We start from the raw sequence: 13,230 nt of genomic DNA on the forward strand, positions 1-13,230 counted from the left end.
GGATTGACCCATGGGCATGAGTACCGGTGGCAACAACGGCGGGCCGATGTCGGAAATCAACGTTACGCCGCTCGTCGACGTAATGTTGGTTCTCCTGATCATCTTCATGATCACCGCGCCGCTGATGTCGCACAGCATCACGATTGACCTGCCTACCGCCAATCCGAAGGTGAAAGACGACGAAATGCCGGTGCCGCCGCTGGATCTGGCCGTCAAGCAGGATGGCAGCTTGTACTTCAACGACCATCCGGTCACGGAAGTGGAGTTGCGGGCCCAGTTTGCGGTGAACGCGCAGAAGTCGCCGCAGCCGGAACTGCAGATCCGTGCCGACAAGGCAACCGAGTACAAGATTGTGCGCAAGGTTCTTGGCGACGCCAAGGACGCTGGCATGGTCCATGTCGGGTTCATGACGACCGGCAAGGAGTGACGAGATGGCTTTCAGTACCAATACCAGTGGACCGATGTCGGAGATCAACGTTACCCCGTTGGTCGACGTGATGCTGGTGCTGTTGATCATCTTCATGATCACGGCGCCGGTGCTCGCCCACAAGATCAAGGTCGATCTGCCGCAGCCGAATCCGAACGTGGTCAATCCACCGAACCCGCTCGATCCCATTCGGCTGAAGATCGATGCCGGCGGCGCGTTCTACTGGAACGACACGCCGGTGGACGAGTTGGGGCTCAAGGCGCAGCTGGCGGTGATCGCCCAGCAGACCAATCAGCCGGAGATCCAGATCAACGCAGCCGATACGGTGGCCTACGAGTACGTCGCCCGCGTGCTGGCCGACGCAAAGAGTTACAACCTCGTCAAGATCGGCTTTACCGAAGGCGATTGATTCGTCGGACCTTCCACGAGGTCAACGGAAAACCCCGCTTTCGGCGGGGTTTTTTGTTTTTGTGGAATGGTGATCGACCGTCGCACCGGCAGCCACCGGTCTTGCTGCGCCGTGCCGCGACGATTCAGCGCAGGATTTGCAGGTAATTGCGAACGGTGACCGCGAGACCTTCGTACAGCGCCTCGCCGATCAGCGCATGGCCGATCGACACTTCGGCCAGACCGGGGATGGCCGCCTTGAACGTGCCCAGGTTGGCCTGGCTGAGATCGTGGCCGGCGTTGACCGCCAGGCCCGCCTGCTGCGCGCAGCGTGCCGTGGCGACGCAGGCCTCGAGCGCCGGACCGGGAGCATCTTCGGCAAACGCCTTGGCATAGGGCCCGGTGTAGATTTCGATCCGTTGCACGCCGATCGCGGCCGCCTGTTCGAACGCGCGTGTGGTGTTGTCCGCGTCCACGAACAGGCTGACGCGGCAACCCAGCTCGCCTAGCTCGGCGACCAGCGGGCGCAACCGTTCGAGGTCGCGCTGGATGTCGAAGCCGTGATCGGAGGTGATCTGGCCGTCGCTGTCCGGCACCAGGGTGACTTGGGTCGGGCGCACCTCGCGTGCCAGCGCGATCAGGCCGGGGTAGGCGCCACGCGGCGCGGCGAACGGGTTGCCCTCGATGTTGTACTCGACGCGGCCCCGCAGTACGGCGGCCAGCGCACGCACGTCGTCGGGGCGCACGTGCCGCAGGTCCGGCCGCGGGTGCACGGTGATTCCCCCGCAGCCCGCCTCGATGCAGGTACGTGCCGCCCGGCAGATGTCGGGCTCGGTATCGCCGCGCGAATTGCGCAGCACCGCGATCTTGTTGAGATTGACGCTGAGCAGGGTCATGGCGTGCCGATGGTGGCCGGGCCGGACGGAGCAGGCCCGCTGTCGTGGCCGAAAACAGTGCACCAATCAGGCGATGCTGGCAAGCCGCCCGAGGCGCACCTGGCGCGCCGCGCCGCGCCAGGCCAGAGCGCCGGCGAACCCGTGGCCCAGGGCCAGCCGCTGCAGTTGCCAGTGGTCCAGGTCCTCGCCGTCAAAGCGGCGCAGCGCGAGCGATGCTGGCCCCGCCACCACGCTCAGCCGGTCAAGCCCGAACGCCAAGCCCCGGCCGTGGGCCTTCAGCAAGGCCTCTTTGGCCGTCCATAGGTCCAGGAACACCTGGGCCCGCCGCGTGGATGGCGCGTCGGCGATCAGGGTCACCTCGTCGCTGCTGAAGAACCGGCGCGCCACCTCGAGCGCGTTGGGTCGCGGCCGCTGGCGCTCGATGTCGACGCCCGGCGCGATGCCGTGGGCCAGGGCAACCAGCGCGTGGTCGCCGCTGTGCGACCAGTTGAAATCCAGCGTGCTGCGGTGGCTGGGCGCCAGTGCCGGGCGGCCGTAGGGACCTTCGCGCAGCATCACGCCGGAGGGCTCGATCGCCAGGTAGGCGGCAAGCAGCGCGAGCAGTGGCCTGCGTCGCTCGGCCCGATCGTAGGGAAGCATCCATACGTGGATCTCGTCATCGCGCAGGGGCTCTGCTACGTTGGCCAGCCGGGACGGGTGCACGATGGGTTGCATCATCGCGCCATGGTGGCGCGCGCGGCGGCGGCGGACAAGCGCGACGTGCGAAGCGCCCGCTGGCGGACGATGCCGCATTGCCAGTCGCGCCATCGGCATCACCGCGCCGCGTGGAACCGGGCAACGTCGTCCGCTTGCCGGAGAGGGGTCTTGATCCAGGGTTGGCTGCTGCTGCTGGTCTCGCTGCTGTACGTGGGCGTGCTTTTCGTGGTCGCCTACGCGGGCGACCGGCGGCCGCTCTATCCGCGCCAGCCGAAGCTGCGCCCGGTGGTCTACAGCCTGGCGCTGGCGGTGTACTGCTCGTCATGGACGTTCTACGGCGCGGTGGGCACGGCGGCGCGCGACGGCCTTGGCTACCTGCCCATCTACCTGGGGCCGATCCTGCTCTTCGTGTTCGGCTTCGGCCTGTTGCGGCGCATCGTGCGCATCGTCGGCCAGCGCAACATCACCTCGATCGCCGACTTTATCGGCGCCCGCTTCGGCAAGTCGCACGGACTGGCGGCCCTGGTGGCGGTGATCGCGGTCACCGCGGTGGTTCCCTACATCGCGCTGCAGTTCAAGGCCGTGGCGATGTCCTACGGGGTGCTCGGTGGGCAGCCGCTGGCGTCGCCACTGGCCGGTGGCGTCGACAGTGCGCTCTGGTGCGCCATCCTGCTGGCGGTGTTCGCGATCCTGTTCGGCACGCGCAGCATCGACGCCACCGAACACCACCACGGCATGATGCTGGCGATCGCGCTGGAGTCGCTGATCAAGCTGGTGGCGTTCGTGGCCCTGGCCGGTTACGCGCTGTGGCGCGGCCCGGGCCTGCTGGCGAGCATCCACCTGCCGGTGGAACAGCTCGATCAGGGGTTTTCGTCGGGGTTCCTGGCCAAGACCATGCTGGCGTTCTGCGCGATGTTCTGCCTGCCGCGCCAGTTCCAGATCGGCGTGGTGGAGTGCGAGGAGGTCGATGACCTGAAGCGCGCGCGCTGGATGGTGCCGATCTACCTGGCCATCATCAGCGCGGCGGTGCTGCCCATCGTGGCCGCGGGCATGCACATGCCTGTCGTGCGTGACGGCGCCGCCGATGCCTGGGTGCTTACGCTGCCCCTGGCGCACGGCGACAGGGGCATGGCGCTGCTGGCTTTCATCGGCGGGTTTTCCGCCGCCACCGGCATGGTCATCGTGGCCTCGGTGGCGCTGTCGATCATGATCAGCAACGACCTGGTGATGCCCGCCCTGCTGCGCATCCGCCGCCTGCGCCTGGAGCAACGCGACGACCTGTCGCAACTGGTGCTGGCCGTGCGCCGCGTGGCCATCGTGGCGTTGGCGTTGATGGCCTATGTCTACTATCGGCTGGCGGCCAATGCGGAAAACCTGGCGGCCACGGGTTTGCTGGCGTTCGCCGCGGTGGCGCAATTCGCGCCCGCGCTGATCGCCGCGCTGTACTGGCGCGGCGCCAGCCGTCGCGGCGTGGTCACCGGCCTGCTTGGCGGTTTCGCGGTGTGGGGCTACACCTTGCTGCTGCCGGCCCTGAGCCGCTCGGGGGCGTGGCTGCAGCATGGCCCGCTCGGCCTGGGCTGGTTGCGCCCGCAAGGGTTGTTCCAGCTCACCGGCTGGGACCCGGTGATGCACGGCACGTTCTGGTCGCTGCTGCTGAACGTGGGCTGCCTGGTGTTCGTGTCGCTGCGCTTTCGGCCCAGCCTGGAGGAGCGCCTGCACGCGGCGGTGTTCATCGACGCCGATCCGGCCGGCCGCGGCGGGCCTGGCGACTGGCGTGGCCGCGTGGTGGTGGGCGATCTGCGCACGATCGCCGAACGCATCGTGGGCGAGCGCACCACCCGTCGCGCGTTCGACGATTACGCGGCGCGGCGCGAACGCCCCTTGCTGGTGGGCGAGGTGGCCGATCGGGCGCTGATCCAGTACACCGAGCGGCTGCTGGCGTCGGCGGTGGGCGCGGCCAACGCACGCCGCATCCTGATCGGCGCCCTGTCCGGCAGCGGCCTGGATCTGGCCGAGTCGATGGCGCTGATGGACGAGGCATCGCAGGAGCTGCGCTTCAACCGCGAGCTGCTTTCCACCACGCTGGAGAACGTGTCGCAGGGCATCAGCGTAGTGGATGCGAACATGCGGCTGGTGGCTTGGAACCGCCGCTATCTGGAACTCTTCGACTACCCCGACGGCATGGTCCATGTCGGTGTGCCGGTGGCGGAGCTCATTCGCCGCAACGCCGAACTGGGCGAATGCGGGCCCGGCGAAGTGGACGGCCATGTGGCCAGGCGCATCGACCACATGTGCGCCGGCTCGTCGCACCTGTTCCAGCGCGTGCGCCCCGACGGCACCGTGATCGAGATGCGCGGGCGGGCCCTGCCGGGCGGCGGCTACGTCACCACGTATACCGACGTCACGGCGTACAAGCATGCCGAGCAGGCCCTGATCGAAGCCAACGAAACCCTGGAGCTGCGGGTGGAACAACGCACCGCCGAGCTCTCCGAATCGCTGGCGGCCACGGCGCATGCCCGCCGCGCGGCAGAGGCCGCCAACGTTTCCAAGACCCGGTTCCTGGCGGCGGCCAGCCACGACCTGCTGCAGCCGCTCAACGCGGCGCGGCTGTTCACCTCGGCGCTGCGCCAGCATCCGGGGCTGGACGCCGAGGCGAGCCAGCTGGCGGAGCGCATCGATGCCTCGTTCCGCTCCGCCGAAGACCTGCTCGACGCGCTGCTCGATACCTCGCGGCTGGACACCGGCAGCTACAAGCCCGACGTGACGGGTTTCGCGCTGGCGGAACTGTTCGAGTCGTTGAACGCCCAATTCGCCGTGGTGGCCGAACAGCGCGGCCTCCGCCTGCGGGTGGCAGCCACCCGCCTGGCGGTGCGCAGCGATCCGCAGCTGCTGCGGCGCATCCTGCAGAATTTTCTCTCCAACGCGTTGCGCTATACGCGCCAGGGTGGCGTGTTGCTGGGTGCCCGGCGGATCGGTGACGAGGTGCGGATCGAAGTGTGGGATTCCGGCCCCGGCATCGCGACGGAACAGCGCGCCCTCATCTTCGATGAGTTCCAGCGGCTGGATCAGCTCTCGCCGTGGGGCGAGAAGGGGCTGGGCCTGGGCTTGTCGATCTGCGATCGCCTGGCCGGCATTCTTGGCCACCGCCTCGACCTCCACTCGCAGCCGGGTCGTGGCAGCTGTTTTGCGGTCACCGTGCCGCGCAACGAGCCGGTGGCGGCGCGGCGGCACAAGGCCCTGCACAGCGGGCCGGATGCGCGCCTGCCGCTGACCGTGCTGTGCCTGGACAACGATGAAGCCATCCTCGATGGCATGCGTGCGCTGCTCGGTCGCTGGGGCGTGGATTGCCGCACCGCGGTGGACGTGGATCAGGCTTGCGCGGAACTGCAGCGCGGGCCGGTCGACCTGATCCTGGCCGACTTCCATCTCGCCGACGACATCGACGGCCTGCAGGCGCTGGACCAGCTGCGTGCCTGCGTCGCCGCGATGCCCGCCGCCGCGATCATCACCGCCGACGGCAGCAACGAGCTGAAGCAGCGGGCGCGCCGGCTGGGCTATCCGCTATTGCACAAGCCGGTCAAGCCGGCGGCCCTGCGCGCGTTGCTGGCGTCGCCGTTGCGGCCCCAGGCAAGCGGATCCGACTAGGTTCGTCGGTCGAGCGATGGCGTGGCGCGCGCCAGATGCGTGAAAGCCGGCCATGAAGGCCGGCTTTCACGTCATCCAGCGCGAGCGCTCAACGCGGCAGCGTGGACACGCCCATCAGGAACTCGTCCACCGCGCGGGCGCACTGGCGTCCCTCGCGGATCGCCCACACCACCAGCGACTGCCCGCGGCGCATGTCGCCGGCGGCGAACACCTTGTCGACGCTGGTGCGGTAGCAACCGGCGCCGTCGGTGGTGGCCCTGGCGTTGCCACGGGCGTCCTTGTCCACGCCAAACGCATCCAGCACCGCCTGCACCGGCGACACGAAACCCATCGCCAGCAACACCAGGTCGGCGGCAATCTCGAACTCGCTGCCGGCGACTTCGCTCATCTTGCCGTCCTTCCACTCCAGCCGTACGCCGGTGAGGCTCTTCACGTTGCCCTTGCCGTCGTCGTTGAAGCGCTTGGTGGCTACGGACCAATCGCGCTGGCAGCCTTCCTCGTGCGAGGTCGAAGTACGCAGGCGCAGCGGCCAGTACGGCCACACCAGCGGCTTGTTCTCCTGCGCCGGCGGCTGCGGCAGCAGCTCGAACTGGGTCACCGACGCCGCCCCCTGGCGGTTGGAGGTGCCCACGCAGTCGGAGCCGGTATCGCCGCCGCCGATCACCACGACCTTTTTGGCCGTGGCCAGCGTCTGGTGCTTCAGCCGGTCGCCGGCCACCACCTTGTTCTGCTGCGGCAGGAAATCCATCGCGAAATGGACGCCCTTCAGCTGGCGCCCCGGTACTGGCAGGTCGCGCGGTGTTTCGGCGCCACCGGCGATCACCACCGCGTCGAACTCGGCCTGCAATTGCTCGGGCGTGATCGACTCGACCTTGCCGTAACGCACCGCATCCGCTGCCGCGCCCACGAACACGCCGGTGCGGAACTGCACGCCCTCGGCGCGCATCTGTTCCACGCGCCGATCGATATGGCTCTTTTCCAGCTTGAAATCCGGGATGCCGTAGCGCAGCAGGCCGCCCACGCGATCATTCTTCTCGAACACGGTGACGGCGTGGCCCACCCGCGCCAGCTGCTGCGCGGCGGCCAGGCCGGCCGGGCCGGAACCCACCACCGCGACTTTCCAGCCGGTCTTCACGGCGGCCGGCTGCGGTACCACCCAGCCTTCCTCCCAGGCCTTGTCGATGATCTTGTGCTCGATCGACTTGATACCGACCGCGTCGCTGTTGATGTTCAGCGTGCAGGCGGCTTCGCACGGCGCCGGACAGATGCGGCCGGTGAACTCGGGAAAGTTGTTGGTGGAATGCAGCACCTCGATCGCGTGCTTCCAGTCCTGCCGGTACACCAGGTCGTTGAAGTCCGGGATGATGTTGTTGACCGGGCAGCCGTTGTGACAGAACGGGATGCCGCAATCCATGCAGCGCGCGCCCTGGATCTTCGCCTGCTCATCGGACAGGTGCTGGGTGAATTCGCGGTAGTGCTTTTTCCGCTGCGCGGGAGCCTCGGCGGCCTCCGCCTGGCGGGGATATTCGAGAAAGCCGGTGATCTTGCCCATGATTTGTTCCTTCGCGGCTCAGGCCGTGGCCTTCTCGGTGGATGCCAACACGGCACGCTGGTGCAGCTCGGCGAGTGCACGCCGGTACTCGCTGGGCATCACCTTGACGAAACGTGCGCGCGCGGCGGGCCAGTCGTGCAGGATCTCCTTGGCGCGGAAGCTGCCGGTGTAGCGGAAATGCGCCTCCACCAGCCGCCGCACGATCGCCTCGTCGGTTTCGGCCACGGCGCCACGGGCGCCGGCATGCCACAGCTCGCGCGGGATGCGCACCTCCTGCTCCATGCCCGACAGCAGCGGCTCGAGGCCGACCATCGCCAGGTTGCACTTGTGCTCGAAGAGGCCATCGGGATCGTAGACGTAGGCCACGCCACCGGACATGCCGGCGGCGAAGTTGCGGCCGGTATCGCCCAGCACCACCACGGTGCCGCCGGTCATGTATTCGCAACCGTGGTCGCCCACGCCCTCGACCACCGCCGTGCTGCCCGAGTTGCGCACCGCGAAGCGTTCGCCGGCCACGCCGTTGAAATACGCCTCGCCTTCGGTGGCGCCGTACAACACGGTGTTGCCCACGATGATGTGCTCGGGGCCGAAGCCGTGGAAGTCGTTCGGCGAGCGCACGATGATGCGGCCGCCGGACAGGCCCTTGCCGACGTAGTCGTTGGCTTCGCCGACCAGGTCCAGGGTGATGCCGCGGGCCAGGAAGGCGCCGAAGCTCTGGCCGCCCACGCCGTCGAGCTGGATGTGGATGGTGTCGTCCGGCAGCCCGGCGTGCCCGTAGCGGCGCGCCACTTCGCCGGACAGCATCGTGCCCACGGTGCGGTTGACGTTGCGCACGCTGACGATGAAGCTGGTCTTTTCCCCATGCTCCAGCGCGGGGCGTGCCTTGTCGATCAGGGTGTGGTCCAGCGCCTTGCCGGTGGCGCGATCCAGGCCGTGATCCTGCTCGGCGACATGGCGCACGGCCACGTCGGCGGGCACCTCCGGGCGGTGGAACACGCGGCTGAAATCCAGCCCGCTGGCCTTCCAGTGCGCGATGCCCTGGCGCGTGTCGAGCAGGTCGGCGCGGCCGACCAGGTCATCGAAACGACGGATACCCAGCTGGGCCATCAGCGCGCGCACTTCCTCGGCGACAAAGAAGAAGTAGTTCACCACGTGCTCGGGCTTGCCCGAGAACTTCTTGCGCAGCACCGGGTCCTGCGTGGCCACGCCCACCGGGCAGGTGTTGAGGTGGCATTTGCGCATCATGATGCAGCCTTCGACCACCAGCGGCGCGGTGGCGAAGCCGAACTCGTCGGCGCCCAGCAAGGCACCGATCACCACGTCGCGGCCGGTTTTCATCTGGCCGTCGGCCTGCACCCGGATGCGTCCGCGCAGGTGGTTCAGCACCAGGGTCTGCTGGGTCTCGGCCAGGCCCAGCTCCCACGGCGTGCCGGCGTGCTTGATCGACGACCACGGCGATGCGCCGGTGCCGCCATCGTGGCCGGCGATCACCACGTGGTCGGCCTTCGACTTGGCCACGCCCGCAGCCACCGTGCCCACGCCCACTTCGGACACCAGCTTCACCGAGATCGACGCCTGCGGGTTGCAGTTCTTCAGGTCGTGGATCAGCTGGGCCAGGTCCTCGATGGAATAGATGTCGTGGTGCGGCGGCGGCGAGATCAGGCCCACGCCCGGCACCGAGAAGCGCAGCTGCGCGATGTAGTCGGACACCTTGTGGCCGGGCAGCTGGCCACCTTCGCCGGGCTTGGCGCCCTGGGAGATCTTGATCTGGATCTGGTCGGCGGACATCAGGTAGGCGGCGGTGACGCCGAAGCGGCCCGAAGCCACCTGCTTGATGCGCGAGCGCAGCGAATCGCCCTCCTGCAGTACCAGGTCGCGCTCGATGTGCTCGGCGCCCAGCAGGCCGGCGACGGTGTCGCCCTGCTTGATGGTGATGCCGCGCAGCTCGTTCTGGTAGCGCGCCTCGTCCTCACCGCCTTCGCCGGTGTTGGACTTGCCGCCGATGCGGTTCATCGCGATCGCCAGCGTGGTGTGCGCCTCGGTGGAGATCGAGCCCAGCGACATCGCGCCGGTGGCGAAGCGCTTGACGATCTCCTTCGCCGGCTCGACCTCGTCCAGCGGAATGGCCGCGGCCGGGTCGATGCGGAACTCGAACAGCCCGCGCAGCGTCATGTGACGCTTCGACTGGTCGTTGATGAGGCGCGCGTATTCCTTGTACGTCTGACCGTTGTTGGAGCGCGTGGCGTGTTGCAGCTTGGCGATCGCGTCAGGCGTCCACATGTGCTCCTCGCCGCGCACGCGGTAGGCGTATTCGCCACCCGGGTCCAGCCGCTCGGCCAGCACCGGATCGTCGCCGTAGGCAGCGGCGTGCACGCGCAGCGCTTCCTCGGCCACCTCGAACAGGCCGATGCCCTCGATGTTGGAGGTGGTGCCGGTGAAGTACTTGTCGATCAGCTCGCGGTTGAGGCCCACCGCCTCGAAGATCTGCGCGCCGGTGTAGGACATGTAGGTGGAAATGCCCATCTTGGACATCACCTTCTGCAGGCCCTTGTCGATCGCCTTGATGTAGTTGGCGATGGCCTTCTCCGGCTTCACCTCGCCGCCGGCGCAGGCATGCGCCAGGGTTTCCATCGCCAGGTACGGATGGATCGCCTCGGCGCCGTAGCCGGCCAGCAGGGCGAAGTGGTGCACCTCGCGCGCCGAACCGGTTTCCACCACCAGGCCGGTGCTGGTGCGCAGGCCCATCGTCACCAGGTGCTGGTGCACGGCGGAGGTGGCCAGCAGCGCGGGGATGGCCACGCGCTCGCGGTTGGCGCCGCGGTCGGAGACGATCAGGATGTTGTGGCCCAGCCGGATCGCGTCGGTAGCCTGTGCGCACAGCGAGGCCAGCCGCGCCTCGATACCGGCCTTGCCCCACAGCGCCGGATAGGTGATGTCCAGCTCGAAGCTGCGGAACTTGCCCTTGGAGTAGCGCTCGATGTCGCGGATCTTGGCCATCTCGGCGAAGTCCAGCACCGGCTGCGATACCTCCAGCCGCAACGGCGGGTTGATGTTGTTGATGTCCAGCAGGTTCGGCTTCGGGCCGATGAAGGACACCAGCGACATCACCATCTGTTCGCGGATCGGGTCGATCGACGGGTTGGTGACCTGCGCGAACAGCTGGCGGAAATACTGGTACAGCGACTTGTTCTTGTCCGACAGCACGGCCAGCGGCGAGTCGTTGCCCATCGCGCCGATCGCTTCCTCGCCGGCCTGCGCCATCGGCAGCAGCTGGAACTTCAGGTCTTCCTGCGAGTAGCCGAATGCCTGCTGGCGATCGAGCAGGGTCTCGGTGGAACGTGGCTCCGTGCGCGCCGCCGGCAGGTCGTCCAGCTTGATCCGGATGTGCTCGATCCACTGCTTGTACGGCTTGGCGTTGGCGAGCTGATCCTTCAGCTCCTTGTCGTCGATGATGCGGCCCGCTTCCATGTCGATCAGCAGCATCTTGCCCGGCTGCAGCCGCCACTTCTTCACGATGCGCGATTCGGGCACCGGCAGCACGCCGGCCTCGGAGGCCAGGATCACCAGGTCGTCGTCGGTGATCACGTAGCGCGCCGGGCGCAGGCCGTTGCGGTCCAGCGTGGCGCCGACCTGGCGGCCATCGGTGAAGGCGATCGCGGCGGGGCCATCCCACGGCTCCATCATCGCGGCGTGGTATTCGTAGAACGCGCGACGGTTGTCGTCCATCAGGGTGTGACGTTCCCAGGCCTCGGGAATCATCATCATCATCGCCTGCGACAGCGGATAGCCGCCCATCGTCAGCAGTTCGAGGCAGTTGTCGAACGAGGCGGTGTCGCTCTGGCCCGGATAGATCAGCGGCCACAGCTTGTGCAGGTCGTCGCCCAGCACGGGCGAGGAGATCGCGCCGGTGCGCGCGTTGATCCAGTTGACGTTGCCCTTGACCGTGTTGATCTCGCCGTTGTGGGCGATCATGCGGTACGGGTGCGCCAGCTCCCACGCCGGGAAGGTGTTGGTGGAGAAGCGCTGGTGCACCAGCGCCAGCGCCGACACCGTGCGCGGGTCGGCCAGGTCGAGGTAGTACTGGCCCACCTGGCCGGCCAGCAGCAGGCCCTTGTAGACGACCGTGCGGGTCGACATCGAGGGCACGAAGTATTCCTGGCCGTGCTTCAGGTGCAGCGCGCGGATGGCGTGGCTGGAGGTCTTGCGGATCACGTAGAGCTTCCGCTCCAGCGCGTCGGGCACCATGATGTCGGGGCCGCGACCGATGAAGATCTGGCGGATCACCGGCTCGCGCGCCTTCACCGCGGGCGACATCGGCATCGCGCCGTCCACCCGCACGTCGCGCCAGCCCAGCACCACCTGGCCCTCGGCGTGCACGGTGCGCTCCAGCTCCTGCTCGCAGGCCAGCCGCGAGGCGTGCTCCTTGGGCAGGAACACCATGCCCACGCCGTACTCGCCCGGCGGCGGCAGGGTCACGCCCTGCGCGGCCATCTCCTCGCGGTAGAAGCGATCGGGAATCTGGATGAGGATGCCGGCGCCATCGCCCATCAGCGGGTCGGCGCCCACGGCGCCACGATGATCGAGGTTGCGCAGGATCATCAAGCCCTGCTGGACGATGTCGTGCGTTTTACGGCCCTTGATATGGGCGACGAAACCCACGCCACAGGCGTCGTGTTCATTGCCTGGGTCGTAGAGACCCTGCGCGCGCGGTTGTTCCATTTGTCGATCCCGGAAAAAGGGGAGTATCGACTATAGTGCGCTGCAACAAAAAAGCAAGAAAAATCGTTTGGCCGTCTATGAGGCCAATCGCTTGTGCGCGGGCGCGACGGCAAACAACCAAACGATCGTACGAATCGGCGGTTCCGCGACGGCGGCCGGGGGGCCCGCTCAACCCGCGTCGTCCGGTGGCGCAGGCAGGCTTTCCGGGTCCACCGCGAGATGGCTGGCGCACAAGGCCACCTGGGTGCGGTTGCCCACGCCCAGCTTGCGCATGATCGCGGTCATGTGCGCCTTCACGGTGGCCTCGGAGACCCCCAGCTCCCACGCGATCTGCTTGTTCAGCAGGCCCTCGGCGATCATCGCCATCACCCGGAACTGCTGCGGCGTCAGCGTGGCGACCTGGGCGGCAACCACGGCCTCGTCCGGCCGCAGCTCGGCCGTGCCGCCGACCAGGGTGGGCGGCAGCCAGACGTCGCCATCGAGCACCGCGCGGATCGCCGCCACGATGCTTTCGCCTGGGCTGGATTTGGGGATGTAGGCCGAGGCGCCATGGCCCAGCGCGCGGCGCGCCACCTGCGGCTCCTCATGGCCGGATACCACGATGGTGGGCAGGCCGGGAAACTGGCCGCGGATGTGGGCCAGCGCCGAATAGCCGCGTGCGCCGGGCATGTGCAGGTCCAGCAGCAGCAGGTCGGCGTCGGGAAACTGCTCGATCAGCTGCAGCAGGGCATGTACGCTGTCGGCCGCATGCACCCGCGCCCGCGGCACCGCCGCCAGCACCGCCCGCTGCAGCGCGTCGCGGAACAGCGGGTGGTCGTCGGCGATCAGGATGTCGGGCATGGGACCAGAGCCGGGATTGGGGAAACGGGATTCTGGATTCGGAAAAGCGCCGCTTCGAATCCCGAACC

Annotated in this window: 8 protein-coding genes; 3 read left to right on the forward strand and 5 right to left on the reverse strand. The window is 67.9% G+C overall.

Features of this window, described 5'->3' with window-relative positions; translation table 11 throughout:
* Positions 1-10: 10 nt before the first annotated feature.
* Together ABD017_RS05900 and ABD017_RS05905 are read left to right on the forward strand one after the other, a co-directional pair.
* Positions 11-427 carry an ExbD/TolR family protein gene (locus ABD017_RS05900; RefSeq protein ID WP_343881146.1) on the forward strand — a complete coding sequence of 139 codons (417 nt, stop codon included), beginning with the start codon at positions 11-13 and terminating at the stop codon, positions 425-427.
* A gap of 4 nt (positions 428-431) precedes the next feature.
* Positions 432-836 carry an ExbD/TolR family protein gene (locus ABD017_RS05905; RefSeq protein WP_343881148.1) on the forward strand — a complete coding sequence of 135 codons (405 nt, stop codon included), beginning with the start codon at positions 432-434 and terminating at the stop codon, positions 834-836.
* 124 nt (positions 837-960) lie between these two features.
* On the opposite strand, the gene ABD017_RS05910 is transcribed toward ABD017_RS05905, so the two are convergent.
* Together ABD017_RS05910 and ABD017_RS05915 are read right to left on the reverse strand one after the other, a co-directional pair.
* Positions 961-1,710: a pyridoxine 5'-phosphate synthase gene (locus tag ABD017_RS05910; RefSeq protein ID WP_343881150.1), complete on the reverse strand. Its 750-nt coding sequence runs from the start codon at positions 1,708-1,710 to the stop codon at positions 961-963.
* A 66-nt stretch (positions 1,711-1,776) separates the two neighbouring features.
* Positions 1,777-2,424, reverse strand: a complete 648-nt coding sequence (locus ABD017_RS05915; protein ID WP_343881152.1) for a 4'-phosphopantetheinyl transferase family protein — start codon at positions 2,422-2,424, stop codon at positions 1,777-1,779.
* Between the two features lie 150 nt (positions 2,425-2,574).
* On the opposite strand from ABD017_RS05915, the gene ABD017_RS05920 reads away from it, so the two are divergent.
* Entirely contained in the window at positions 2,575-6,051 is a 3,477-nt protein-coding gene (locus ABD017_RS05920; protein WP_343881154.1) for a hybrid sensor histidine kinase/response regulator, read from the forward strand.
* A gap of 88 nt (positions 6,052-6,139) precedes the next feature.
* Here ABD017_RS05920 and ABD017_RS05925 read toward each other — a convergent pair whose 3' ends face one another.
* From ABD017_RS05925 to ABD017_RS05935, 3 genes are all read right to left on the reverse strand, one after another.
* Positions 6,140-7,603 carry a glutamate synthase subunit beta gene (locus tag ABD017_RS05925; RefSeq protein ID WP_343881156.1) on the reverse strand — a complete coding sequence of 488 codons (1,464 nt, stop codon included), beginning with the start codon at positions 7,601-7,603 and terminating at the stop codon, positions 6,140-6,142.
* A gap of 18 nt (positions 7,604-7,621) precedes the next feature.
* The gene (locus ABD017_RS05930; RefSeq protein ID WP_343881158.1) at positions 7,622-12,322 is read right to left on the reverse strand and encodes a glutamate synthase-related protein; all 4,701 of its coding nucleotides are present in this window, start codon (positions 12,320-12,322) and stop codon (positions 7,622-7,624) included.
* A 168-nt stretch (positions 12,323-12,490) separates the two neighbouring features.
* On the reverse strand, positions 12,491-13,162 hold the full coding sequence (locus ABD017_RS05935; RefSeq protein ID WP_343881160.1) for a response regulator transcription factor: 672 nt from the start codon (positions 13,160-13,162) through the stop codon (positions 12,491-12,493).
* Positions 13,163-13,230 lie beyond the last annotated feature (68 nt).

The organism is Rhodanobacter caeni (genome assembly GCF_039523575.1).
GTDB classification, from domain to species: Bacteria; Pseudomonadota; Gammaproteobacteria; order Xanthomonadales; family Rhodanobacteraceae; genus Rhodanobacter; species Rhodanobacter caeni.